23 protein-coding genes are annotated in these 26490 nt (G+C 53.0%); 9 read left to right on the top strand and 14 right to left on the bottom strand.

The window, feature by feature from the left end; all coding sequences use genetic code 11:
* The first annotated feature begins 66 nt into the window (after window positions 1-66).
* From ACT3RP_RS10475 to ACT3RP_RS10460, 4 genes are all read left to right on the top strand, one after another.
* Window positions 67-1623, top strand: coding sequence for a BCCT family transporter (locus ACT3RP_RS10475; RefSeq protein WP_441686704.1), 1557 nt, complete (start codon window positions 67-69; stop codon window positions 1621-1623).
* 398 nt (window positions 1624-2021) lie between these two features.
* Window positions 2022-3017, top strand: a complete 996-nt coding sequence (locus tag ACT3RP_RS10470) for a TAXI family TRAP transporter solute-binding subunit (protein WP_441686705.1) — start codon at window positions 2022-2024, stop codon at window positions 3015-3017.
* Between the two features lie 158 nt (window positions 3018-3175).
* Window positions 3176-5032 carry a TRAP transporter permease gene (locus tag ACT3RP_RS10465; RefSeq protein WP_444625058.1) on the top strand — a complete coding sequence of 619 codons (1857 nt, stop codon included), beginning with the start codon at window positions 3176-3178 and terminating at the stop codon, window positions 5030-5032.
* 74 nt (window positions 5033-5106) lie between these two features.
* Entirely contained in the window at window positions 5107-6024 is a 918-nt protein-coding gene (locus ACT3RP_RS10460; RefSeq protein WP_444671807.1) for a LysR substrate-binding domain-containing protein, read from the top strand.
* Here the strand turns inward: ACT3RP_RS10460 and gcvA are convergent.
* Entirely contained in the window at window positions 5993-6880 is an 888-nt protein-coding gene (gene gcvA, locus ACT3RP_RS10455) for a transcriptional regulator GcvA (RefSeq protein ID WP_444671806.1), read from the bottom strand. The genes ACT3RP_RS10460 and gcvA overlap by 32 nt on opposite strands.
* Window positions 6881-7004: 124 nt before the next feature.
* Here gcvA and amaB point away from each other — a divergent pair, with 124 nt between their 5' ends.
* The 4 genes from amaB (at window position 7005) to amaA (ending at window position 10440) form a co-directional block, all read left to right on the top strand.
* The gene (gene amaB / locus ACT3RP_RS10450; RefSeq protein ID WP_444671805.1) at window positions 7005-8498 is read left to right on the top strand and encodes an L-piperidine-6-carboxylate dehydrogenase; all 1494 of its coding nucleotides are present in this window, start codon (window positions 7005-7007) and stop codon (window positions 8496-8498) included.
* Between the two features lie 66 nt (window positions 8499-8564).
* Entirely contained in the window at window positions 8565-9020 is a 456-nt protein-coding gene (locus ACT3RP_RS10445) for a Na+/H+ antiporter NhaC family protein (RefSeq protein WP_483393744.1), read from the top strand.
* 128 nt (window positions 9021-9148) lie between these two features.
* Complete coding sequence (locus tag ACT3RP_RS10440; protein WP_483393743.1) at window positions 9149-9316, top strand: FAD-dependent oxidoreductase; 168 nt, start codon at window positions 9149-9151, stop codon at window positions 9314-9316.
* Between the two features lie 2 nt (window positions 9317-9318).
* Entirely contained in the window at window positions 9319-10440 is a 1122-nt protein-coding gene (amaA, locus tag ACT3RP_RS10435; protein WP_483393742.1) for an L-pipecolate oxidase, read from the top strand.
* 470 nt (window positions 10441-10910) lie between these two features.
* Here amaA and ACT3RP_RS10430 read toward each other — a convergent pair whose 3' ends face one another.
* The 5 genes from ACT3RP_RS10430 to ACT3RP_RS10410 form a co-directional block, all read right to left on the bottom strand.
* Window positions 10911-12218 (bottom strand): TRAP transporter large permease, encoded by a 1308-nt coding sequence (locus ACT3RP_RS10430; RefSeq protein ID WP_444672018.1) that lies wholly within the window; start codon window positions 12216-12218, stop codon window positions 10911-10913.
* A complete protein-coding gene (locus ACT3RP_RS10425) occupies window positions 12218-12757 on the bottom strand; it encodes a TRAP transporter small permease (protein ID WP_444671802.1) in 540 nt (179 codons plus the stop codon). The genes ACT3RP_RS10430 and ACT3RP_RS10425 overlap by 1 nt, the downstream gene beginning before the upstream one ends.
* 71 nt (window positions 12758-12828) lie before the next feature.
* Entirely contained in the window at window positions 12829-13809 is a 981-nt protein-coding gene (locus tag ACT3RP_RS10420) for a TRAP transporter substrate-binding protein (protein ID WP_483393741.1), read from the bottom strand.
* Between the two features lie 88 nt (window positions 13810-13897).
* A complete protein-coding gene (locus ACT3RP_RS10415) occupies window positions 13898-15430 on the bottom strand; it encodes a class I adenylate-forming enzyme family protein (protein WP_483393740.1) in 1533 nt (510 codons plus the stop codon).
* Between the two features lie 77 nt (window positions 15431-15507).
* Window positions 15508-16260 (bottom strand): enoyl-CoA hydratase/isomerase family protein, encoded by a 753-nt coding sequence (locus ACT3RP_RS10410; RefSeq protein ID WP_483393739.1) that lies wholly within the window; start codon window positions 16258-16260, stop codon window positions 15508-15510.
* A gap of 151 nt (window positions 16261-16411) precedes the next feature.
* Here ACT3RP_RS10410 and ACT3RP_RS10405 point away from each other — a divergent pair, with 151 nt between their 5' ends.
* The gene (locus tag ACT3RP_RS10405) at window positions 16412-17182 is read left to right on the top strand and encodes an IclR family transcriptional regulator (protein WP_444671798.1); all 771 of its coding nucleotides are present in this window, start codon (window positions 16412-16414) and stop codon (window positions 17180-17182) included.
* 182 nt (window positions 17183-17364) lie between these two features.
* Here the strand turns inward: ACT3RP_RS10405 and hglS are convergent, their stop codons facing one another.
* The 8 genes from hglS to trhO all read right to left on the bottom strand — a co-directional run bounded on the left by hglS (window position 17365) and on the right by trhO (window position 26387).
* Window positions 17365-18720, bottom strand: coding sequence for a 2-oxoadipate dioxygenase/decarboxylase HglS (hglS, locus tag ACT3RP_RS10400; protein WP_483393738.1), 1356 nt, complete (start codon window positions 18718-18720; stop codon window positions 17365-17367).
* 23 nt (window positions 18721-18743) lie between these two features.
* Complete coding sequence (locus ACT3RP_RS10395; RefSeq protein WP_483393737.1) at window positions 18744-18977, bottom strand: hypothetical protein; 234 nt, start codon at window positions 18975-18977, stop codon at window positions 18744-18746.
* Window positions 18974-20227 (bottom strand): 2-aminoadipate transaminase, encoded by a 1254-nt coding sequence (locus ACT3RP_RS10390; RefSeq protein WP_444671795.1) that lies wholly within the window; start codon window positions 20225-20227, stop codon window positions 18974-18976. Before ACT3RP_RS10390 ends, ACT3RP_RS10395 begins: the two co-directional genes overlap by 4 nt.
* A gap of 239 nt (window positions 20228-20466) precedes the next feature.
* The gene (gene ybiO, locus ACT3RP_RS10385) at window positions 20467-22881 is read right to left on the bottom strand and encodes a mechanosensitive channel protein (RefSeq protein ID WP_444671794.1); all 2415 of its coding nucleotides are present in this window, start codon (window positions 22879-22881) and stop codon (window positions 20467-20469) included.
* A gap of 136 nt (window positions 22882-23017) precedes the next feature.
* The gene (locus ACT3RP_RS10380; protein WP_444671793.1) at window positions 23018-23449 is read right to left on the bottom strand and encodes a YqaA family protein; all 432 of its coding nucleotides are present in this window, start codon (window positions 23447-23449) and stop codon (window positions 23018-23020) included.
* A gap of 32 nt (window positions 23450-23481) precedes the next feature.
* The gene (locus tag ACT3RP_RS10375) at window positions 23482-24303 is read right to left on the bottom strand and encodes an IclR family transcriptional regulator (protein ID WP_483393736.1); all 822 of its coding nucleotides are present in this window, start codon (window positions 24301-24303) and stop codon (window positions 23482-23484) included.
* Window positions 24304-24531: 228 nt separating this feature from the next.
* Window positions 24532-25347 carry an enoyl-CoA hydratase gene (locus ACT3RP_RS10370; protein ID WP_444671792.1) on the bottom strand — a complete coding sequence of 272 codons (816 nt, stop codon included), beginning with the start codon at window positions 25345-25347 and terminating at the stop codon, window positions 24532-24534.
* A gap of 65 nt (window positions 25348-25412) precedes the next feature.
* A complete protein-coding gene (gene trhO, locus ACT3RP_RS10365; protein WP_483393735.1) occupies window positions 25413-26387 on the bottom strand; it encodes an oxygen-dependent tRNA uridine(34) hydroxylase TrhO in 975 nt (324 codons plus the stop codon).
* Window positions 26388-26490: the final 103 nt, after the last annotated feature.

Genomic DNA, 26490 nt, shown 5'->3' with positions numbered 1-26490 from the left:
TTTTTTTTTGCTGCGCTTTCCGCATTTGCGCTGTTTCTTCATGTTCCACCCAAGGTGTTCTTATTGATGAACCAACCGACTCCAGGTGCTGAAAGCCATACGCGACACTCGCTTGGCGATCCGACCGTACTCACACTAAGTATTGGATTTATTGTCGCTTTCCTAGGCCTATCCTTTTACGACATTAACTTAGTGGCGGGTGCCATCAGCACCAGCTTCAGTTGGACGGCGTTGGTCTTTGGAAGCTACTTCCAACTACTACTGCTGCTCACGTTCTTTATTGCCATGGGGATTGCCGTCACCCCGGCAGCAAAAGCCAAAATTGGCAATTTGGATGCACCAGAAATGAGCACATTCAAGTGGCTATCGATCATTCTGTGCACGCTTTTGGCAGGTGGTGGAGTGTTTTTTGCTGCCGGTGAGCCGATTTCTCACTTTTTGGTCACGCCACCCGCGTTTGACACTGAGCCAGGCACGCCCGACGCCGTTGCAGGTGCTCTGGCGCAGGCCTTCACGCACTGGGGGTTTATTGGCTGGGCGGTACTTGGCTCGTTGTCCGCTATCGTGCTGGCGCATGCCCACTATGTAAAAGGCCAGCCGCTGCAGCCACGCACGCTGCTTTATCCTCTGTTGGGTGAACGGCTTTTGCGCGGCCCGCTGGGCGGCATCATTGATGCCTGCTGTGTGATTGCCGTTGTGGCCGGTACGGTCGGGCCGATTGGCTTTCTGGCGACCCAAGTAAGCTTTGGGCTACATGAAGTGTTTGATATTCCCGATAACTACACCAGCAAGCTGATTATTCTCGCCGTCCTGGGCACGATGTATGTGCTGTCGGCCGTCAGTGGTGTGCATAAGGGCATGCAGATACTCAGCCGCTTCAACGTCTTTCTAGCCCTGGCGGTTGGTGCGGTGATTTTCGTGTTTGGCCCCACGCTGTTTCTTTTTAACAGCTACGTTGCAGGAATGGGCACTTACATCAGTGATTTTTTCCCGATGGCAACGATGACCGCTGAAACTGCTCCCGCTTGGTGGATGCAGTGGTGGACGGTATTTTTCTTTGCCTGGTTTATCGGCTTTGGCCCGCTAGTGGCTATTTTTGTGGCGCGTATTTCCCGCGGTCGCAGCATCCGCGAGATGATTATTGCTGTGGCGATACTGGCGCCTATCGCCACCACGGTGTGGTTCACCCTGCTGGGTGGTACAGGTATCTACTACCAGATGACCGGCGTGTTTGATTTAACCGAGCCGCTAAGCAACTTCCAGTTTGATGTGGCCACCTTAGCCGTTGCCCAGTCGCTACCGGGCGGCTCCATTATGACCATGGCCATTTTGCTGCTTACAACCATCTTTGTGGCCACCACCGGCGACTCAATGAGCTACGCCATTGCCGTCGTGGGTGCAGGCCACGATGACCCAAGCGCAGTCATGCGTGCCTTCTGGGGGATCGCCATGGCGATCATGGCGGGCGTGCTTTTACATATGGGATCAGGGCAGATCGCTGCGCTTCAGCAGTTTATTGTGGTCACTGCCATTCCGGTCTCATTCATCCTGCTGCCTTCGTTATGGGATGGCCCTAAAGCGGCCTATGCCATGGCGCGTGAGCAAGGGATTATTGACCGTTAATCAAACCCGCTGCTATTAATCACGGCAGTGACGTTTGGCATAGCCTCATTAGAGGCTATGCATTCCCTCACCGAATACACTATCGTAATAAGAACCTTGGGTAGCCCTACCACCTCAAAAAAAATAACTATCTGATTAATAAGAACTTTAGCCATCAAAGCTAGCGTATATGATCAGTTTCTGAAGCGATTATAAAACAGCGTCCAATAGAATCATGAGAATTCGGAATGCATACGCAACTTAATTTCTTTTGTCTGCCGCCCTTCGTACGTGAACAATAGCCAGTCAATTCTCCGCTCGCGCTTTCGTTTAGCCGCCTTTGGTCAATGCACCGAAGGCTCGGCACCGCAATGAGCGGCACTGAACCATTACAAATAATCTTACTAGCAGGAGTTAACATGAAGCTTTCCCTGTCCAAGGTCTTCTGTGGCTTAAGTGCCAGCATTTTCCTCGCGGGATGTAGTAGCGAAAGCAAGCCTAATATTGCGGTTGGGCCTCCTGCCAGCACAACGCAAAGCGTTTCTCAGCTGCTTTTTGATGCTTACGGCATTGGCAGCGACAAATACAAGACATATCAGGAAGGCTTTGGCGCCGCGCTCGACGGTGTACAAGATGGCAATATTGATATTTCGATCGGCATTCTGGGCTTGCCTTCAGGCAGCATTGAAAACCTGCAGGCATCTAGTGGCGATGTCCGCTTGATGAGCCTAAGCGACGATGCAATTGATTACATCGAAGCGAATAGCGCCTATAAGCGGTTTACAATTCCGGCCAAAAGTTACGACTTCCAGGATGCTGACGTTGAAACTATCACGGCCTATGCCATTTTGGTGGGTAACACTCAGACCATCGACGAGGAGCTGGGCTATCAGCTAGCGCGCTTGATGCACGAGCATGCTGAAGAGAACACTCACGCTCAATCAGCGTTTATAACGTTGGAAAATGCCCTGAATGGCTCTGAAGGTCTGCCTATTCATCCTGGTGCCAAACGCTATTACGAAGAACAGGGATTGACTGTCGATAACCCTGTCGCTGAACTGGGTGATATCGAGCCTAAAGGTGAGTTCATTCTGGGCACCGGTAGCCAGGGCGGCACTTACTATCCGCTGGGTGGCGAAATGGCGACTATCTGGAATCGCTACCTAGACGGTCAAAATTTCACCAACATTGAAACCGGCGCCTCTATCGAGAACCTGGTAAGCATCCGCGACAATACGATGGATTTGGGCATGACCGTTCACGCGCCCGCCCAAGAAGCTGTTGAAGGCCGCGGTGAGTTCGAAGGTGGCCCCATCGGCAACGTTGCCTTTATCGGCCACATTTACCCAGAAATTATCCAAATTGTTACTCGCGAACGCTCCAAGATTGAAAGCCTAAGCGATCTGGCTGATTAACAACTCCTTATATCGCCGCTGGGTAAACCAGCGGCGTCATCCGCATGAGGCTTAACCGTGGATAAAAAAAAACATCTGATGAAGCATCTCTCTTAGAGAAATATGACCGCGAATATCAGGTTCGCTCGCCGTTACAATTAGGCAAATGGGCATGGCTCATCACGTTAATGGGCGTGTCACTTACCTGCTTCCATCTCTACACCGCTTACTTCGGTACGCTACCCTCACAGCAGCAGGGTGCCGTTCACTTGGGCATGGCGCTAGGGATGATATTTATTATCTTTCCGGCTACCCGCGGTGCTGGCCCTCGCCAGGGCGTTCCTTGGTACGATATTGTGTTGGCCTTCACGGCAACGTTCGCTGCCTATTATAAAATTATCTTTTATGAAGAAGTGCTGCGTGCCCGTATTACCGGCTACTCTACGTTTGATCTCATTATTGCCGTACTCGGGGTGCTGTTTGTTCTAGAAGCCACTCGCCGTACAGTGGGTATGCCCATCGTGATCATGGCAGCCTTAGCCATTGCTTATGCGCTGTTTGGGAATCTAATTCCCAGCCCCTTGCTGTCTCATCCAGGCTTTTCGCTTGAGCAAGTCTCACCCTATTTATGGTTTAGAGAAAGTGGCGTGTTTGGTACGCCCTTGCAAATATCGGCGCGCTTTATCTTCCTGTTTTTGTTCTTCGGCGTTGTGCTTATGCACACCGGCGTTGGCCGTTTCTTTAATGATTTAGCCTTTGCCGTTACGGGCCGCTTTACCGGCGGTGCGGGCAAGGCGGCGGTTATGGCAAGCTCTTTACAGGGTATGATTTCAGGCAGTTCTATCGGTAATACCGTGGCCTCTGGCTCGTTCACCATTCCTATGATGAAAAATGCGCGCTTCAAGCCTGAAGTGGCTGGTGCCATTGAAGCTTCCGCATCTACGGGCGGGCAGATTATGCCACCACTGATGGGGGCGGCTGCGTTTATCATGGTGGAATACGTGGGCGTCTCTTATCGCGAGATCATGTTCGCCGCGCTTATCCCTGCGATTCTTTATTTCGCCAGTATTTTTATTGGCGTCCATTTTGAAGCTAAGCGCCATCGTATTCTGGGCCTTCCTAAAGACCAACTGCCTAGCAAACGTAAACTGCTGCTGGAAAAAGGCTACATGCTGCTGCCGCTGCTGGTCATCATTGCTACGATCAGCGTCGGATTCACGGCTCAGCGTGCCGCCCTTTTGGGGATCGCCTGTGCCTTTGCCGTAAGTTTGGTGCGTAAAGAGACTCGCCCATCGCTCAAAGACATACTCAATATTTTTGAGCAAGGTGCTCGGGTAGCCTTGCCCGTCATTGCGGCAGTGGCCTGTGCGGGCATTATTGCGGGCGTTGTCGGCATGACCGGTATGGGCTCGAAATTTGCTTCCGGTATCATTAGCCTGGCTGATGGCGTGTTAATACTGGCACTACTGTTCACAATGATTGCCTGCATTGTGCTGGGCATGGGATTGCCAACAACCGCCAACTATGTGGTAACAGCGACGATTGCCGCACCAGCGCTGATCAATGAATTCGGTCTGCCGCCGATGGCCGTTCATCTGTTTGTATTCTATTTCGGCATTATTGCCGATATTACGCCGCCCGTTTGCCTAGCCGCCTTTGCCGGTGCCGGTATCGCCCAGGCGAATCCGATGAAAACCGGCTTTACCGCGGTTAAGCTGGCCATTGGCGCCTTCATTATTCCTTATGCGTTTATTTACAATCCGATGCTGGTAATGGTCGACCCCACTCCTCTGGGATTAATCACCGCGCTGGGGTTCTCGCTGCTGGGGATTATGGGCGTGAGCAGCGCATTGCTCGGCTACTTTGTGCGTGACTCTCACTTCTGGGAGCGCTTGGTAATCTTGGCAGCAGGACTTGCTATGGTTGTTCCTGAGCTACTGACCAGCGGGCTGGGCTTGATAGCCATGGCGGCAGTTGGCTGGTGGCAGTCGCGCCGCCCGGATGCTTTTCAGGACGCGAAGCCGCACGCCTCATGAGCTATGATCAACCTATTACATCACTCCGGTGCTCAGGCACCGGGGCGATTCATAGGTTTTCAGGAGCTCCTCGCTTGGCATCACGTAATCTTCCTTCAACCGCCGCCATGCAGTGTTTTGAGGCTGCGGCGCGTCATATGAGTTTTACCCGGGCAGCCGATGAGCTGAGCCTGACGCAAAGTGCGGTAAGCAAGCAGGTCGCGCATCTTGAGTCGATCTTGCAACATAAGCTGTTTCGTCGGGTTAGACGCAGCCTTCTGCTCACGCCAGAAGGCGCTATCTTTCTGAGCGACGTACGCAAAGTGCTTGCACAGCTTGAGATGTCGACCCATACCATCATGACCTACAGTGGCAATAGTGAGGTACTCAAAGTCGCCACGCTGCCAAGCTTTGGCAGCCGCTGGCTAGCCGATAAGCTGCCGGCCTTTTTAGCCGCGAACCCGGGTATTAGTTTGGAGTTTCATGACCGCGTGGAGGACTTTGATTTAGAGCAGCAAGATATCGATATCGCGCTGTTTTACGGTCACGGCAGCTGGCCTAATCTTGCCTGCCATAAACTGGTAGATGAAGAGATGGTCGCCGTTGCCGCGCCTACTCTTCTGGCGCAGCATCCCGTTGAGGCTGCCAACGACTTAGCTCAACTGCCGCTACTGCACCTTTCCACTCGCCCTGATGCCTGGCACCACTGGTTTGCCGGTCAGGAGATTGCGACTGACCGCAGCTATCACGGCACCCGCTTTGAAACTTTCCCGATGCTGGTGCGTACCGCCATGGCCGGCGGCGGTGTCGCGTTGGTTCCACACTTTGTCGTTGATGAAGAGCTGGCCGCCAACCGGCTTATGCTGGCCTGGCCGCATCGTTTGCATAGCGAAAGCGCGTATTATTTGGTCTATCCCGAGCACTTAGGCGAGCTGGCTAAAGTTCGCCGTTTTGTCGAGTATATAACAGCAAATACCAGCGTTAATCCAGGCGCTTGCGAATCCACTCGATAAACACACGCACCTTATAAAGCTCGACCATATGTTCTGGATACGCCATATAGTAGGCATCTTTGCTCTTTAGCAAGAACGGCCAAGGGATCACCAATTTTCCTTCATCAATCTCTTCCTGGGCTAAGAATTGTGGCACTAGCGCCACGCCGCAGCCAGCGCGGGCAGCACACAGCGCCATATAAAACGTATCAAACCGCGGCCCGTGATAACTGTGCTCGGTATATAGCGATTGCGCGTCAAACCATTCGTGCCATGCCTCGGGCCGGGTGGATACCTGTAATAACACTAAATCAGCCAATGCTAGGGGGGTATCCATCCTTTGCTGTTTAAGCATCGAAGGGGCACAAACCGGCACCAACTTCTCATCCAATAGTTTAAGGCACTCTGCTCTCGGCCATACTCCGTGACCAAAAAAGAACGCTATCTCAATACGCTCTTTTTGCATATCAAACGGCTCTGCTCGGTTCGAAATATTCAGATTGATAGAGGGGTGTTTATGGCGAAACCCATTCAAACGAGGAATCAGCCAGCGCGCACCAAAAGTTGGCAGGGTTGCCACATTGAGTACATCTGACTCCACGCCGTAAGACTGCATGTAGCGTGTTGACATCTCCACCTGCGCAAGAATTTTGCGCGCTTCACCTAAATATACAGCCCCTTCCGGCGTTAAATGCAGACGCTTTCTTACCCGACGAAATAAGGGGTGTAACAAGGTCGTTTCAAGCTGAGCGACCTGCTTACTCACGGCACTTTGCGTTAGGCTCAGCTCATCCGCTGCACGGGTAAAACTCAGATGCCTTGCGGCTGCCTCAAAACAATGCAAAGCCGTTAAGGATGGTAGATGGTTGCGACGCATATTAACCCCACTTGATGAAAAAAAAGAATGATGTTTGTCTCAATCATCGTTTGAACGTTTACCCAATGCCTAGCAATACTGACTCCACATCAAGACAATTCAAAACATAATACGAGGTGGAAGAATGATTCATTCTCTAATGGAAAAAATGGGCGTAGCAAGTGACCTGTATCAAGGCGGTGATCTTGTAGTAACTACGCCGATAGATAGCAGTGAAATCGGACGCCTTAAGGTCGCTTCACAAAGCGAGGTAGACACAGCAATTGCCAACGCGGAAAAAGCCTTTCTTACTTGGAAAAGCATCCCTGCTCCACGTCGCGGCGAATTAGTTCGTTTATTTGGCGACCAACTACGCCAGCACAAAGAGACACTGGGTGAATTAGTGACTTGGGAGTGCGGCAAGATATTGCAAGAAGGGCTTGGCGAAGTGCAGGAAATGATCGATATTTGCGATCTGGCCGTTGGTCAGTCACGTCAGCTGTTCGGTCTGACTATCGCTTCCGAGCGTCCAGGCCACCACATGCGCGAAAGCTGGCATCCTCTAGGTCCTATTGGGCTGATTACAGCCTTCAACTTCCCGGTAGCTCCTTGGGCATGGAATGCGGCCCTCGCTCTGGTATGCGGTAACAGCCTGCTGTGGAAACCGTCAGAAAAAACTCCGTTAACCGCCTTGGCCTGCCAAGCACTGCTGGATCGTGCCATTGAGCAGTTTGGCGATGAGGCCCCCGAGCATTTAAGCCAAGTGATTATTGGCGAGCGCGCGATGGGCGAGCAGTTGGTTAATGATTCACGTGTTGCTCTTATTAGCGCCACTGGCAGCACACGCATGGGCCGGGAAGTGGGCCCCAAAGTGGCTGCGCGTTTTGGTCGTAGCATTCTTGAGCTGGGCGGTAATAACGCGATGATACTCGCGCCAAGCGCAGACCTAGATATGGCGACTCGCGCGATTCTATTCTCGGCAGTGGGCACTGCTGGCCAGCGCTGTACCACTCTGCGCCGCCTGGTTGTGCACGAATCCATTAAGGATGAAGTGCTGTCCCGCTTGAAGAAATCCTATAGCGCAGTGACTATTGGAAATCCGCTGGAAGGCAATCTGGTCGGGCCGCTGATTGATCATCAAGCCTTTGATGCCATGCAGAGTGTGCTGGCCAAAGCACGAGAGCATGGGGCTGAGGTGTTTGGTGGCGATCGCGTCAACATCCCAAGTAACGATGGGGGCTACTACGTTACCCCAGCGATCGTTGAGATGACCGAGCAAAACTCGCTGGTAAAGCATGAGACCTTTGCCCCCATTCTCTATGTGCTCACCTACAAAGATCTGAATGAGGCTATTGCCACGAATAACGATGTCCCTCAAGGCTTATCATCGTGCATTTTTACTACCGATTTACGCGAAGCTGAAACCTTTGTATCAGCGACAGGCAGTGACTGCGGCATCGCTAACGTCAACATCGGCCCTAGCGGTGCTGAGATTGGCGGTGCGTTTGGCGGCGAGAAGGAAACCGGTGGTGGTCGCGAGTCCGGCTCCGACGTTTGGAAGAGCTATATGCGTCGCCAAACTAACACCGTGAACTATTCTCGTGAACTCCCATTGGCCCAAGGCATTAAGTTCGACTAACCCTTCCTCGTATCAGGGCCCTTACCTGCAGGGCCCTTGCTAAAATCATAAAAAAAAAGGTGATTTATGCGTGACGATGTCCAAATCGGCCCGACGCCGGGCCTCGCGATGGCGCTATTACCACTTCTGGCTACTACCGCCATTCTTATTGTGCAGTTTTTTATTTTTTCTGACTTTACTCCCCATATTCCATTGGCTTTCGGCATTATGATTTGTGCCTTATGTGCGCGTATACGGGGCGTCCCCTGGGAAAAAATGGAAGCCTCCATGCTGGAGGTGGTCAAGTTAGGAATGCCAGCTATTTTTATTCTATTAGCGGTCGGCATGGTAATTGGAACATGGATCCTATCCGGCACTGTGCCCACACTAATGTATTACGGTTTTCAGTTGGTTTCGCCCTCCTATTTCCTCGTAGCGACATGTGTCATTAGTTCTCTGGTATCGCTCGCCACAGGCACTTCTTGGGGCACGCCCTTTATTCGTCTTGCTGTGGGCGCTAACCGGCCGTCTCATTCCTCGTAAATCCCCCGAGGCCATGGCTGAAAAATCACCCTATACGCCTCAAACCAACGACTCCTCCCAACCTACTTCATAGCCATACAAGGTCGGCCTATGGCCGGCCTGCGCTTCTTTTCAGGAGATACTATAAGATGCAAACGACCCTCTCCGAGCGCTGCCTTTGGCTGCAAACGAGCGCGGAAGTCCCTGTACACTATCCTGCGTTAGCGAACCAGGAAGAGACCGAGGTCTGTGTTGTTGGTGGCGGTATTACGGGCCTGTCCACCGCGTTACATTTGGCCGAAAAGGCATCAAGGTAATTTTGCTGGAGGCGGGAGATATCCCCACAGGTGGCTCAGGCCGCAATGTTGGCCTGGTTAATGCCGGGCTTTGGATTCCACCCGACGACATCGTGGCCGCGCTAGGTGAAGAAAAAGGTGAACGCGTTAATACTATTTTGGGCGGCGCCCCATCAAAAGTATTCGACATTATTGAGCGCTATGCCATTGAATGCGATGCAACGCGTACAGGCACCCTGCACCTTGGCCATAACACCAAAGGCTGCCAAGAGCTCGCACGCCGCTGCGACCAGTTACAAAACCGTGGGGCACCGGTGACCTTATTGGAAGGCGAAGCATGCGAGCGGATGACGGGAACCTCTCAGATACATACCGCGCTGCTTGATAAGCGCGCGGGCACTATCAACCCCTGCACCTATACGCGTGGTCTCGCGCGTGCGGCAGCAAATCTTGGGGCTATTCTCTACTGCCAAAGCCCAGTAACAGGCATCGAACGACAGGAAGACCGCTGGCGCGTGTTAACTCACAACGGCAGCGTGATCGCGAACAAAGTAGTAATGGCGACCAATGCGTATACAGAAGACGACTGGAATCACGTTCGACAACACTTTTTTACCGGCCATTATTATCAATTGGCATCAGAACCCCTTACCGGTGAAGCCGCCGATGCGATACTGCCAGAGGAGCAAGGCGCCTGGGATACTCGGACGGTGCTTAGCAGCATTCGTCGAGATAAGGCGGGGCGCTTACTGTTGGGCAGTCTGGGTAAAGGTGAAGGCAAGCCGCTGGCTTACTTAACTCGCTGGGCCGATATTATAAAAAATCATTACTTCCCTGGGCTTGGCAACGTTCGCTGGGAATACACCTGGACCGGCAAGATCGCTTTCACACCGGATCACACCTTACGTATTTTCGAACCAGCCCCAGGCATATTGTCAGCCACTGGCTATAACGGGCGCGGCATTACTACCGGCACGGTGGTCGGTCAAAGTTTTGCCCATTATATTGCAAACGAGGATGACAGCCTGCTGCCTCTTCCGTTGTCACAGCCCAAGCCTATCAAAGCACGCTCACTGTGGAGCTGCGCCTATGAGAGTGGTTTCTCACTGTATCATGCGGGTCAGTGTCTACGGGTGCTTATCTAATAACGCTGTTAATCATCAATAGACTTTAAATAAAAACGTGCGCTACGAGTCCATCGCAAGCGCACGTTTGTATAATTTAAATTACTGCCTAAAAAAATTTATTTAAAACAAATAACATGCAACATAATCCTGTGCTGCATGTTGATTATAAACGATGAAATAGCCCTTTAAACTTGCCAACACCTTCGCTTTAAAAGCGTTTTCGCGCCCTGCATAGAGCGATTGCTCAGCTGTTGACTGGGTATCCAGCGCCTCTTAAAATTTTGACTATCAGTCTCCAACTGGCTATTTAATGACACTCTCACATAAACTAATAATAATTTTTTTCTAACATCTCCGCTCTATACCGACTAAATCACAACTAACTTAATTGGATTAAAAAATTAACAAAACAAGCCAATTGATGCAGGCCCCGGCAGCCTGCATCAATACCATTTCACACCAAATCACTACCACTACATATCAATTCTTCATATCTTGGCTTCGTTCATATAGCTAGGTAGAAAGGTTGCAAGCTCAGGAAGGACAATCAGCAATAGCGCCATAAAAACCATAATTAAAAACATTGGAGCGGCTGCTTTGGCAATAAAGCTGAGGCTATGATTTGTTAGGCCTTTCATTACAAACAGATTAAAGCCCACGGGTGGAGTAATCTGAGCCATTTCTACCATGACTAGCACAAATATACCGAACCAAATCAAGTCGATGCCTGCATCGTTCAGCATGGGAGTGACTACAGCCATGGTCAGCACTACGGCTGAAATACCATCCAGGAAGCATCCCAACACAATATAAACAACCATTAATGCCATCAGAAGCATAAAAGGCGTTAGATCGAGTGTGCCCACCCATTCAGCCAAACCTCTAGGTAACCCCGTGTATCCCATTGCTAGGGTTAGAAACGAAGCCCCAGCCAAAATAAGTGCAATCATGCAAGAGGTTTTAGCGGCTCCAATTAGGCTTTCCAACAGCGAGGAAAAGGTCAGGCTGCGTTGTATTGCCGCAAGTAACAAAGCGCCGACAACCCCGAGAGCGGCTGCTTCGGTTGCAGTAGCAAGACCGGAGTACATCGAACCAATCACGATAAGTATCAGTAACGCAACTGGTATCAGTAAACGCGACTCATAGAGACGCTGCTTCATTGTCATGGCTGGTTCTTGGTCAATATTAGGCTTTTTCAGGATTCCCCATGCAGCGACATACCCCATAAATAACATGGCCAATATCAGACCGGGGAGTATGCCCGCGATAAATAGTATGGGTATAGATTGATTGGTAATCACGCCATAGACGATCATAGTTAGCGAGGGTGGAATCATAAGGCCTAGGGTAGAAGCACCGGCCAGAGTCCCCACACTCATGAAATCCGAATAGCCACGCTTTTTAAGCTCCGGCAAAGACATCTTGCCTACCGTCGTCAGGGTGGCAGCAGAAGAGCCGGAGACCGCTGCAAACAGCGTACAACCAATGACATTAGTATGCATTAGCCCACCCGGCAGCCAGCTAAGCCAAGGGCTCAGTCCGCGAAAAAGGCTTTCGGAAAGCCGCGTGCGGTACAGAATTTCGCCCATCCAGATAAATAGAGGGAGAGCCGTTAGCGTCCAGCTCGTCGAAGATGTCCACAGTGTGCTGTACATTGAGGCCCCGATAGGACGGCCAGTGAAAAATGCGATGCATAGGATGGCCACCCCAACCAAGGATAGGGCCACCCAGACACCTGAACCCAGCAGGAGGAAAAGGATAAACAGCAGCGCAACGGCCAGTTCGGTGAAATCCATCATAGACTCCTCATGGGATGGGTTTCTTGGTGGTTGGCGCCCGCGGAACGAAACAGCGTGGCCAGTGTACGCACGAAATGGTCAAGAATTGAAATCGTGAATGCTGTAGAACCGATTGCGAGCAGCGACTGTGGGATCCAAAGCGCCGTCGCATCCTGTCCTGATGAGACGTCACCAAACCGGTAGGACCAGTAGGCCGCGTCGAAAGCGTGCCACGTGATAAAACCAGCAATGCCGCTTGCGATTAACAGGCACCACAGCTCGCCAATGGGGCGAAAGCGTCCGAGTCGTTCCACTAGGAGACCAACACGGATATGACCGCCTTCGTGAAAGGTATACGCCGCAGCAAGGAATGTGCTGGCACCCATCAGGTAGCCAGCGTAATTTGTGGCGCCAGGCAGAGTCGTGCCACTCCAACGCAGCACCACCTGAGCGACAATCACTAACAGCATGATAAAAATGCATAGCGCGGCAAGATAGCTGAAGACGCGATAGAGCGTTTCCAGGCATCTGGCTGCACGAGAAGAGAAGGTGTTCATAGGAGCAGCCCCTAGTTCAACCAGCTAAGCGAAGTCCCCCATTCTTCGGAATGAGGACGTGAATCATACCGTTATTGCATGGCACGATATTCCTCTACCAATTGCCGGCCTTGCGGGCCCGCCTTCTCTAGCCACTCCTCCTGCATAACTTCACCAATACGGCTAAATTCAGCTTGCAGGTCTGCGTTGGGTTGGTTGATCGCAACACCCTTATCATCCAGTCGGCTCTTGAGCTCATCGGTGAGCTCTCTGGCCTGCTCTTCGCCGCGCTGCTCGGCTTCTATGGCAATGGCCAGAACATCTTGTTTCATTTCCTCGTCAAGAGCTTCCCAACGATCCTTGTTGACGAAGACGTGGCTAAGCACGAGCCACGCCTTGGCATCGTAGAAGTGAGGGAGATAATCCCATAGCTGGTGGTTGTAGACGGGGTCGCCGGAAGAGATCAGTGATTGCACCATGCCGGTAGCAGCAGCCTGTGAAAGCTCGGCTTCTTCGATCAAGGTTGGCGTCATGCCCATCAGTTCGGCAAAGCGCGCCGTCGCTGTATTATAAGCCCGGAAATTAAGCCCCTCTGCATCCGCGGACGATTCGATCTCGCGGTCAAAAAAGATGCCTTGAGGAGGCCAAGGAATGTGGTAGAGCAGTTGAAGATTCTGCTCCGCCATCAACTCGTCCAGTGCCGGCTTAGTCACTTCCCAGAGCTGTGCGGACTCTTCGAAGGAATTTGCCAAGAAAGGTACTGAGTCGATACCATAAAGAACATTCTCGTTCTGATGGGCGGAAAGTACGTGAACACCCATCTGAGCCTGATCACGCTGGACAGCGCGTTTGATCTGATCGCCAGGAAATAGCGATCCACTCGGGTGAACGCGTATATCCAACTCCCCATTGGTGACTTCGCGTACTTGATCGGCAAACCAGCTTACGTTCTCGGTGATGTAATTGTCCGCCGGCTGCGGGGAAGGTAAATCCCAGACTTCGGCGTAGGCAATGCCGCTGGCTGCTAGAGATAACGTCGTAATAGCAGCAGTCTTGTGAAGTATATGGACCATGCTGTTAGTCTCCCTTGTTCTAGTTGTAGGAACGGCAGTTAGGGCTTTTCTCTTGTCGTTATTGTTCATTTTTTCCTCTGGATCACGTTTAGTGAAGACGCCGACTATCCCAGGCTTCATGTAGGGTCTTGGGTAGGCAATGTTTGACGATGCGGTGGCTGGGAGTTCGCTCGAACTCTTCCACGACAGCAAGGTACCTAGGGCACTGGTAGGAGGCTAAACGCTCGTTCAGCCATAGATGAAGTTCACGAGGCTTGATGTCACAACCAGCCTTCGGTTTCAGGAAGAGCTTGATTTCCTGTTCACCAATCTCAGCAGCAACTCCTATCATCGCGCACTCCTCAACATCGGGGTGCTGCTGAGCGACCGACTCCACCTCCCAAGCCGAGACATTCTCACCTCGGCAGCGCACGCTATCGGTGATACGTCCAAGAAAGTAGAGAAACCCGTCCTCATCGAGCCAGCCGCGATCGCCAGTTTGCAGCATGCCTTTCGTTAGCGTCTTCTCAGTAGCCTCAGCATTGTGGAAGTAACCATCGAACAGCACACCTGGCTGCGTTTCACGAACCACGATCTGGCCCGCCTCGCCTGTCGCTAGCAAACCTCCTCTATCATCGTGAATAGAGACGTCCAGCCAGGGAACGACATGGCCCACTGACCCTGGCTTTCCTACCGCATTGAAGGTGGTTAGGCTTGAGGCTTCCGTCATTCCGTAGCACTCACGGATCTCGAAGCCGAAACGACTCTGGAGGGTCGACCAGAGGTCGCTTGGACATCCCCCGCCCCAGGCGATACGTACATTGTGGGTGGACTCTAGTTTACTAGGCGGCTGCTTCAGCAGGATCTGCAGAACTCCACCCAGATAATGAATATGAGTCGCACCGCTTGCATGAACCTGCTCCCAGAAACGACTAGCGCTGAAGCGCTCAGTCAGGCTAAGCCGCACCTCGAAGACCAGCGGCAGCAACAACATTTGGGCGCCGCCGATGTGATAGAAGGGCTCCCACTGGAAGAAGATGTCGCCCGGCTTGATCGAGCAGAGCAGCTTAACGCTCTTCAGGGCATATGCCATCATCGCATGCGTAACGCGTACTCCCTTTGGCTTTCCCGTCGTGCCGGAGGTGTACATTAAGGCGTATGGTTCCCACATGGCAGGCGCCGGTGCGTCCAGTCTTTCTCTGCCTTCCAAGTGCTTTGATACTGTGTCTTTAGCGCCTCCTAGCAGCAATGTCTTGCCCGTAAAGGCCGCCCCGCTATCGACAACAATAGGCCAAAGATCAGCATCGATGAACAGGGCCGCCGGGGCGCAATGCTCGATAATATATTTCAAGCCATTGCCGCGTTGACGGGCATTGACCGGCACCCAAATGATGCCTGCTTTGGCCAGGGCGAACAGGATGGCTATGGCCTCCGGTCCGTTTTTCATCATAACCGCGGCACGCTCGCCAGGATGAATGCCCAGCTCTCGGCGTAGGTGGGCGGCGAGAGCCTCGGCCTGACGATCGAGCTCTCCAAATGTCAAGGGACGTTGATCGAAGTGCCCGAATAAGCGTTCCGGCTCACGCGTTGCGATATCGCGCAGCGCGAGAATAAAACTGGGATCGTTGAGGTTGAATATCATAGCAATCCGAATGCCCTTTGCGTCTCACGCGTCACGTCGCTCCAGCGACAGTTGTCCAACCTATGTCTTCTACCGTCTCAACGCTTGAGGAAGAGTTCCATCATGCGTGCTGGCTCTCCCGAGGCGTAGGCCTCCCCCTGGATGCGAACCCCCGCCTCGAGACAGTCGCGGAAACCGGGCTCGGTGATCTCTTGAAAACGCTGACGATCCAGGCGCATTGCAACAGGGGGCTTGTCGGCGAGCTCTTCACCCAACGCCAGCGCTTCAGTCAGAACCTGATCGGCTGCAACCACCCGGTTGATCAAGCCAAGGGCGTGAGACTCCTCGGCATTCATCAAGCGACCGCTTAGGGTCAGGTCGATGGTTCGAGCTAGCCCCAGGTGTTCGCGCATGATCCAGGGGCCGGTGGTGCTAGCGATTCCCGAATTAATTTCAGGTTGCCCCATACGGACGCCGACATGGGCGATGCGGAAGTCGCACAGTAGGGCTACTTGAAAGGCCGAACCAGCCGCAACTCCGTTGAGGGCAGCAATGATAGGCTTAGGGCTGCTACGCAGCTTGTCGTAGAGCATCTCCCACTCGCCAACCCAGCTTTTAGCCCGTTCGGCGTCGAAGGAACGGGTCTCGTTGAGGTCTTGACCGGCACTGAAGGCTCGCTCGCCCGCCCCAGTCAACACGATAGCGCCGAGCGAATCATCTTTTGTTAACTCCTCAAGTGCGGCGATAAGTTGTTGACGCATTTCACTATGCCAAGCGTTAAGAACTTTTGGACGATTCAAAGTGATGACACCTACGCGACCTTGCTTGCTGGTGAGGATATGTTCAGACATGATTATCTCTCTATTTGCGCTTTGATTGATTGTAATGCGATCAAAGTGATCAACATACAATCAATATAGTCGAAATGTGCTCATTGTAAAGCTAACAAATATACAAGAATGATTTTATTCCGCAGATACCAGTCAATTAAAAGGTGAAAAATTGAACGAAAAGAAAAAGGTGGACCATTTAATGGTCAAGAGCGTGGTTAAAGCGTTTCGGATTCTCGAGGTTTTCGATGCAGAGCATCCAGCAATGAGCATCAAGAACCTCGCAGAACGCTGTAACATGGACAGAAGCGCTGCTCAGCGCTTTGTGCACACTTTGATGCAGCTTGGCTACTTGCAGCGCAACGAGGAAACACAGCTGATCGAACCGAGCGTGCGCACACTGGATATCGCCGCGCATTACCTGCATGCGCATCCACTGGTTGATAAGGTTCGTCCCTACTTGCTGAACCTGAGTAAAGAAACAGAAGGCTCAGTCAGTCTAACGATTTTGGATGGACAGGATGTGGTGTATCTATCTCGCCTGCTGAGCCGTAACATGCTCGATACCGATATCACGATCGGATCGCGTCTTCCGGCTTTTTGCACGGCACCAGGGCTGGCAATGCTATCGCAGTTAGATGAAAAAGATGCCCTTACTCTATTGGAGCAAACTCAGCGAAAGGCTTATACGCCGAATACCATCTACGAACTGCCTGCGATAATGGAGCGCTTGGAAAGATTTCGGCGCCAAGGATATGCAATATCAGTAGAGGAATATTTTCTATCCGATATATCAATTTCAGTGCCTATATTAGATCGACATAACCAACCACGTGCAGCTGTCAGTATCTCAATGTCTCGAGCACGGAGCATGCCTGACGAGCTGGAACAGAATTTATCGGATTTATTAATAGCAACAGCAAGGCAGATATCCAGACTGTAACATTAACTTATAATTCAGATGATTAGATGCTCTATCAGACACTATCGATAATATGTTATTGCCTGATTATTTTATGTGCGCCAAAAATCAATCTGGGCCCACTTTCTAATCTTTATGGACTAAAATCGCTGGTAGCACATATCTGTGCCACCAGCTTTCAGGATTGAAACGAGCACGTCATCTTATAAACTTGCCAACACCTTCGCTTTAGAAGTGTTTTCCCGCTCGGCATAAAGCGCCAGTTCGTCCGTCACCGGTGCCCCTAATGCTTCTTCAAACGCCTCTCGATTGGCGTTGCCAGCATAGGCATCGCTGGCGTTGCCGCCCAAATTAGATTGGAAAATACCTGCCGCGCTGACCGGTAAAAAGTCTTCATAGGTAATGGGCTGCGCCTCAACCAAACCCTGTGCTATCAGGGCATCCATATCGCTACTGGTATTGCCTGTAGCGACTTTTCCAGCATCGGTGAGATGATAGTGGAAGTAGGCGAGTCCTTCGCGGCGCATCGCTTCATCGCTGTCAGGCAGCGCTGTAAATACTTTATCCATCACCGCTTGGTGGGCATCGTTATCTAACCCTGCCGTCTGCTTACGGCCTTCATTTAACAGCTGATCGTAAAGCGCCCGGCCTTTAGGTGTGAGCGCCATGCCTCGCTGCTCGATCTCGCCAAATCGCGCGGTATGCGTACCCTGAGCATCCCCGGCAAAGCGAATAGATTCTTCTAATGCTTTAAAACTCGTTTGGCGCAGCAAGATGGGGCTTTCACGACGCGGCGGGCCTTCGATCACGGCCTTGGGATTCATGCCGACGCTCGGCATACGGCGCTGAGCTTCGTCAATATCCAGGGTACGCGGCGTTAAATGGTTGATGTGCGGGCCACGAAAACACACTACATCGGCAATCAGGCGGTGTTCAGCGCTCAGCGCCTGATAGGTGTCTAGGTCTACCGTGGCATCCTGGTGCCAGCGGAACGTTTCTAGGGCTTCGTTAACAAACTGATCGGCCTCGTCGCTGGTTAATCCGCCTTGCGTCTCAAAGCGCTTGATCAAATCGCGCGCTTTAGGTGTGAAAATATCCCGCTTAGCCAGAATCTCTTCAGCACGCTGGCGCAGCGCCTCGCTTTCAATAAGCTCTAGGCGCAGCAGTGAAGTAAACACGCGGAAAGGATTACACGCCAGCGCCTCATCTTCGATAGGGCGAAAAGCCGTCGAGTGCACCGGCACGCCCGCTGCGGACAAATCGTAATAGCCGACCGGGTGCATGCCCATCACCGCAAACAGGCGGCGCAGCATGGATAATTCATCGGCGGAACCTACGCGAATTGCCCCGTGGCGCTCTACGCTCAGTCGCGCCAGCTCTCCTTGGGCTTCCAAGCGGCGGCGCAGCTCAGGCTGCTGGCTCAGCGTCTCTTGGTTAACCTGCTCCACCAGTTCCAACAGCGTGCCGTACTGGGGCACTTCCGTTTGATACATCGCCGACATAGCCGTGGAGAAACGGTCGCGCACGTCATTGGTGGCTAAAAAAGGGGTATGGGTCATTTCACGGCTCTCTATGTGTATTGTTACGGTGAAAAGGGAGTGCTCGCCGTCAGTTGCGCCAACAGCGCTTGAAGGGGGTGCTGCAATATATGATCTGAAAACCGTTTTACCTGGCTACGACAGAAGTACCCGGTGGCCAGCACAGTGCGGCTGGCATAGTCAGGGGCAATTTCGCCGTCGAAGCCGCGTATTCTGAGGGCTTGTAAAAAGCGCACGTGTAACGCACTAATACGTTCACCGGCTTCTGCTGCAATCATGCACTTAGCGTTTCCAGCGCTTGCTCAATAAGATCTAGGCCTTCTTTTAAGATTTCCGGCTCCGTGGTGAGGGGCGGCAATAAGCGCAGAATATTGCGTTTCCGCCCGCTCGGCATCAGCAGAATACCGGCCTTGCGTCCTGCTGCTAGCAGCGCCGCCAGATGCTCAGCTCCGCTGGCATTTGGCGTATCGTTAAAGACGATGCCACGCATGGAACCAACACCGGTCATGGCGCCCAGCATAGGAAAGCGCTCGCTTGATTGCCATGCTTGGTAGGCCTCAACCATCAGCGTTTCTTGACGTGCACCCCACTCGGCCAAAGTGGCTTCTTGCATAACGTCCATCACGGCCAGTGCCGCTGCACATGCCACAGCGTTACCGGAGTATGTTCCTCCCAAAGCGCCTTTGGGTAAGGCATCCATCAATTCGGCCCGCCCTACGACAGCGGCCAGCGGCAGCCCAGAGGCGATGCTTTTACCTATTAAGATAAGATCCGGCTCAACGCCCACATGCGTGAAACCAAAGCGTTTACCGCTACGCCCAAAACCAGACTGAATTTCATCGAAAATCAATAAGATATTGTGCTGATTACAAATATCGCGCATGGCTTGAGCAAACTGCGGGCAGAGCAAACGGAAACCGCCCTCGCCTTGAATCGGCTCAACAATGATGCAGGCCACTTCATCGGCAGGTATTTCAACCTCGAATATGCGCTCCAGCGCGGCCAGCGACTGCTCGGCAGTTACACCGCTATCGCGACTCGGAAACGGCAGGTGATAGACAGGGCCAGGCAAGGCGCCAAGTCCTGATTTATAAGGTTTAACCTTACCGTTCAGGTTCAAAGCAGCCAGCGTACGGCCATGGAAAGCGTCATCAAAGGCAATAACCGCCTGTCGACCGGTAACGCCTCGGGCAACTTTTAATGCGTTTTCAGTAGCTTCTGCACCGCTATTGGTTAGCATGCAGGAAAGTGGGTACGAAACCGGGACAAACTGATTTAAGGCTTCCGCTACCGCTAAATAGCCACGATGAGGCACGGCATTAAATGCAGAGTGCATTAACGTTTCTACTTGATGCTTAACGGCATCAACCACGGCCGGATGGCTATGACCAAGGTTAAGCACGCCAATGCCACCGATAAAATCGATATAGCGCATACCGGACTCATCCCAAACCTCAGCATTAAGTCCGCGAGCAATACAAATAGGATGTAACACGCCCAACGCGGCACTTACATGGGGAAGATCCATCGCCGTTGCTTCTCTCTGTCATTCAAGGGTTAATGCCCTTATCAAAGCAAATTCAAACGGTAGATCACAAACGAAAAAAAACGCTCAATGCATGCCAAATTGGAATGCATGACGAATTAAGTGACTCTCGCTGAAGCGTTCAAAGCCAACAGTCGAGGCAAAGGAATGAATAGTCGCGCTTACGCAACGCAGCGAGGCCGCCCGTAGGCGGCCTCGCTGAGGGTTAAGATGACAGCGGCTTAGGTTTCACCCACATCATCATGATCAGGCTTTTCATGCTCAAACGTTTCAGGGGCTGATTGAAGGCTGCGAGGGTCAAACCGATCATCCGACGTGGAGAGATCACCGGCTTTAGGCTGCCCTGCGGGGCTACCATCAATCGTAAAGGCTTGCTGCATAACCCGTAAGTTCGCGGGCGGCGCAGAGCCGGTTTTGTCTTGCCCGAAGTAAAGCGTCGTATGCGGGAACGGAATCTCGATACCCGCCTCATCAAAGCGCAGCTTGACCAAACGGTTGTAAGCACGGCCAACGCCCCACTGATCGCCCGGCGTGGTCTTAATCACCACACGGATGTTCACGGAGCTATCTGCCAAGGCGACGACACCTGCCACCGTCATATCGGCCAACAGTTTATGACTATGCTCTTCGCTGGCTTTGAGATCTTCAAAGGCAAGTTTGAGCTGCTCAATGGCGCCGTCAATGCTTTCACGATACGCAATGCCGTACTCGCCAACGTGATTACCAAACTCACGCATATAGTTAGAGACGGTGTCGACACTTGAGAACGGCACAATGTGATACGTACCAGAGAGATCGCGGATCCCTACAGAGCGGATGCTAAGCTTTTCAGCGGTACCGGTAACGCCACCCACGGTGACGACATCGCCGGTATTCATCGCGTTTTCGATCTGGATAAACACGCCCGTAATCACGTCTTGAACGAGCTTCTGGGCGCCAAAGCCAATCGCTAAACCGAGCACACCGGCACCGGCAATCAGCGGGCCAATGTTGATGCCAATTTCCGACAACACAATCATGCCGGTAATGGTCACCATCGCAATGGCCAGTGCATTACGGAACAGGCTGAGCAGCGTTTTCGCCCGTGCAGAAGGCTCACCCATGCCCGTTTCCGGGTTAAGTTTGTGCTCAATCAAGCTTGCCAAGCACAGCCAAACTATAAGTGAAACAATCAAAATAACGGCAACGCCGGTTAGGTTGCCGACTAAGTTCGCGCCGCGCTCAGAGGCGTACCAAGCGGCTAAATTAAAGGCGCCCCAGGCATTTAGCACCAGCATGATGACCACGACCAAAATGATCGTGCGCAGCACGCGCAGCGCATTAGGCACATAGCTATTTAGCCGCGTTTCAAGCAGCGGCAGCTTACGACGCAGATCGTCTGACAGCGTGATGCGGCGGCCAATCGTCTGCGTAAGGAAAGTTGATACCAATAGCCCGATCACAACGGCCGCTAACGTCTTCAGCGTGGCGAACATAACAAACGGCAACGCATCGCCAGGGCGAGTTAACGTCAGTACAAACACCATCAGGAAGTAAAACAGTGCGAATAGATGCCAGGTGCGTGCAAACAGCTGCAGTGAGACGCGGCTGGCCGTCATCGTTGTTCTCGATGCGGTCGCGTTAAGGTTATTACGCACGCGCACACGGTTTTTAAACACAAAGCCGACGGCGTAAATGAACGCCATTAACATGATCAGCGTACCGACTGCCTGACCAAGCGACGCGGCCAGATAGAAGTTCACCAGCGGCACCACGACCATAAGACCGTAACCAACCATGCCAATCAAGCGTGCCAGCCAACGGTTCCAGTAGGATGCTTCCTGGGCCGAAATAGGCAGCAGGCGCAGCCCTTCATAGCGCGAAGAGAACAACATCCGCACCGCGGCTTTAAGTAATTCGATAATTAAGAAAGCATTTAAAAACAGCGAAGCGCGGGTGGAAAGTTCACCGGTTTCACCTACCGCAAAAGTGGCCAACAAATTGCCACCCACATAGGCAAGGGCAATCAGCAGCACATCGATAACTGCGGCAATCACCACGCAGCCAATTAAGCGCAATACGGGTGTTAAGTTGCTGCCGTTGAGCGACAAACCGCTTATCTTAGTAAATAGAGGCTTCGCTAACCGCCTGAAAATCATAAACATTACAAATGTAGCGACAATCACGATGCCCAGATTGATCGCTGCACTTGTGAAGGACGCCAAATCAAAGACGCTATCGGCCCCTTGCCCCGTGAACAGGTCTCCTAAGATACTTCCCACTTGCTCAAACTGCCCACCCACATCACTCACCACACGGCTAGTGAGTTCAGCCAACTGCCGCGGTAGGGATACATCTTCCGGCGCCAGCTGGCTGCCTTCTGCGGCGGCTTCAGGCGATAGTTCAGCGGCAATATCAGCGGGCAGCGCTGAGGCTTGATTGCGCAGCATATCAATCAGCTCTTGTCGCGACTGCTCATTCTCTAAGAGACCCGCCAATGCCTCGTAGGAGGCAGGCTCTGCCTGCGCAGATGACGCTGAACTATCGGCATTGGCCGATTCACTAGGCGTGCTCTGTGCCATTGCTGGCGTGGCCATTAAGGCAATCATTGCCAGCAGCCAGACACCTAGCCAGGGTAATAAACGAAGTGGCTTCACACCTTAACCTCCTTTTGGGTGAGTATTCTTTTCAATCTAACGGCTGCTGTGTGTTACGCAACCGATATTACCGACACTGACAACTCAGCCGACTATAAAGCTGTACAGGGTAACACGACTTGATTAACAAGGTGTTTCACTGACAGTACGGTGCCAGCCATTGATTCGCCAATAGCAGCACCAGTGCGTAACGAGCGCCTTTGGCAACCACAATCCACGCTAATGCCCGCCACCAGGGCAGCCGAAACACGCCGGCGAGAACAGTAAGCGGATCACCGATAATCGGTGCCCATGACACCAGTAGACTCATTTCACCGAACCGATGATACCAACCCTGGGCGCGGGCCAGGCTACGTGGCGATGCCGGAAACCAGCGGCGGTCTTGAAAACGGCGAGCATAGCGCCCCACCGCAACGTTGATCATGCTGCCCAGCGTATTGCCCGCCGTAGCCACGAACCACAGCGCCAGCGGCGGCTCACCCACGCACCAAAGCCGTGCTAGCCACACCTCAGACCCACCGGGTAACAGCGTAGCACTCACCAAAGCGACAAAAAATAGGCTCAGCATCGTGGTGTAACCATAGCCTCGGCATGCCTAAGCTAGCGCGGCACTTGCCCGCCCAGCTGCTGGGTAATTTCATCGGCGGTTTGCCGAACCAGCTCGCCCAAGGTCAGCAAACGCGCTTCGGGAATCCTTGCCATCGGGCCTGAAACGGATATCGCCGCCATCGGTGTGCCGTGCTCATCAAACACACAGGCAGCCACGCAGTGCAGGCCAATGGCATGCTCCTCACGGTCACAGGCAAAGCCCTGAGCGCGAATTTTCGCCACCTCGGCTTGCTGCGTGTCGGGCTGATAGAGCGTATTCGTCGTCACTCGTACAAGCTCGCCTTGTTCCAGCAGCTGCAGGCGCTCGTCATCAGGCATCCACGCCAGCAGCGCTTTACCCACACCCGAGGCGTGCAGCGGCGCACGGGAGCCCAGACGAGTAATCATGCGCATCATCTGAGGCGACTCGTGCTGGGCAAGAAAGACAGCCGTTGCCCCATCGCGAATGCCCAAGTTAGCGGTTTCGGCCGTTTCGGCCGTTAGCCGACGCAGAAATGGACGGCTGGTCGCCACCACGTCGCGCGCTTCCAGAAAGCTGTTGCCGATACGGAAAGTTTTGACATCGATTCGCCACAGACCTTGCTCATTCTCTTGCGTCACAAAGCCTTGGCTTTGTAGCGCCTGTAGCAGCCGATGGGTGGTTGAAGGCGCCAACTCGGCCATCTCTGCTACTTCTGACAGCGCTAAGCCTAGCGGGCTAGCCGCGAGATGTTCCATCAGCGTTAAGCCACGTACCAGCGACTGGCTATGGCCGCCGCTGGCTTTGGCGGTACTCGCCGGACGACCGACCGTCCTGCGTTTGGCTTCACTCACCGGGCTCTCTCCTAAAAGGCTCTCTTAAAAACGACTTTAAAAGACTATCTTAAAAGCGCCTTTCCTGAAGACGCCGTCCCTGAAAACAGCATTTCTGACAATACCGTTCCTGAAAATAGTATTTCTAAACATACTATTTCTAAAAATAAACAGGGCATCAGGATAACGTGCCAATGCGACCGCTGTCGCGTTTACGGAAACGAATTCCACTAAAGCAGCAGCGTAACGTTAACGATGCTGCCATTGCGGTGGCCGCTTGCCGATAAACGCATCAATGCCTTCGCCCACATCCTCGGCCAGCATATTGCAGGCCATTGTTTCACCCGCAAACGCGTAAGCCTCATCAAGCGGCATGGCAAGCTGGCGAGCAAACATTGCTTTGCCGGCACGCACCGCCACGGCGCTTTTAGCACAGATGCTCGTGGTCAATGTCGCAAGAACTTCATCCAACGCGTCATCTTCGGCCATTCGGTTAATCAGCCCCCACTCGGCCGCCTGCTCGGCGCTGATAAACTCGCCGGTGAGCAGCATTTCCATGGCGCGCTTACGCGCCACGTTGCGTGACAGAGCCACAGCGGGCGTAGAACAAAATAGCCCCACACTAATGCCCGACACGGCAAAACGAGCGCTGCGCGCAGCGACCGCCAAATCGCAGCTGGCCACCAGTTGGCAGCCAGCGGCAGTGGCAATGCCCTGGACCTTAGCAACCACCGGCACAGGCAGGTTAACAATGGCCTGCATTACCTCGCTACAGCGGGTAAACAGCGCCTGGTAGTAAGCTTTAGTGGGGTTGGCGCGCATCTGCTTTAAATCATGCCCGGCACAAAAGGCTTTGCCTTCTGCGGCGATCACAACACAGCGTACGCTGCTATCGTCGGCAATCTCGGCTAACGCGTGCTGAAAGGCTTGCAGCATGGCTTCAGAGAGCGCATTAAAACGCTCAGGCGCGCGCATGGTTAGCGTTGTGACGCCTAGATGGTCGCTGCGTTGCAGAAGGGAGGCAGAGGCACCTGCAGACGATGAACCGGTAGAGATGATGGGCATGATGAACTCCAATTTGAGTAGCACATGGCCCATCAGTCTAGCGCACAAGGTGCGCGTATTGGTCGCTACTTCTTCATTTTGCGCGTGTCGCGCCCTAAGGGATGGGGCTCGCCACGAGACTTGGCAAGCTCAATCTGGCGCTGGCGTTCGCGCGCAGCGGCGCGGGTTTTCTCGGGCAGCGAATCAATACAGTGGGGGCAGCTAATGCCGGGCTCAAAGGCGGAGGACTGCATGTCGTCGGCAGAGATCGGCATACGGCAGGCGTGACACTGTTCAAACTCACCTTTGCTTAAATCGTGGCGTACCGTGACACGGTTATCGAACACAAAGCACTCGCCGCGCCACAGCGACTGCTCTTCCGGGACTTTCTCCAGGTAGTTCAGCACGCCGCCCTTTAGGTGGTAAACCTCTTCAAAGCCTTCTTTAAGCATGAAGCTCGAGGCTTTTTCGCAGCGAATACCACCGGTGCAGAACATGGCCACTTTTTTATGCTTTTCGGGGTCGTAGTGCTCGCGCACGTACTCAGGGAATTCCCGAAAGGTCGTGGTCTTCGGGTCTATCGCGCGCTCAAAGCTGCCGATGGCCACTTCATAGTCATTGCGCGTATCGATCACCAACACTTCCGGGTCGGCAATAACGGCGTTCCAGTCTTCTGGCTCAACGTAGGTGCCGACGGTGTCGTTGGGGTCAATATCCGGCACGCCTAGCGTCACGATCTCTTTTTTGAGCTTCACCTTAGTGCGATAGAACGGCGTTTCATCGCAGTAGGATTCTTTATGATCAATGTCAGCCAGGCGCGAGTCGGCAGTCAGCCAGCTAAGCAGCGCATCAATGCCGGCACGACTGCCCGCCACCGTGCCGTTAATGCCTTCTTTAGCAAGCAGCAAGGTGCCCGTCACGCCGTTATCCAGCATTGTTTGGTGCAGCGGATCACGCAGTGCTTCAAAGTCGTTCAAAGTGACAAATTTATACAGCGCCGCGACCACGGTGGGCGGCATGGGGCTGGGGGGCGTACTGGAGATTGTGGTGGCTACTGACATGTGAAGCTCCTGGTAGTCGCCCTCGCAAAGGGCGGACCGGGTGAATAATCGCGCACATTCTACCCTAAAGCGCTGCACGCTTGAATCTTGGATGCATTAGCCG

It is taken from the genome of Halomonas sp. AOP5-B2-8, from assembly GCF_052376475.1.
In the GTDB taxonomy this organism is placed as follows: Bacteria; Pseudomonadota; Gammaproteobacteria; order Pseudomonadales; family Halomonadaceae; genus Vreelandella; species Vreelandella casei.
This window is presented reverse-complemented; position numbering and strand designations above follow the sequence as displayed.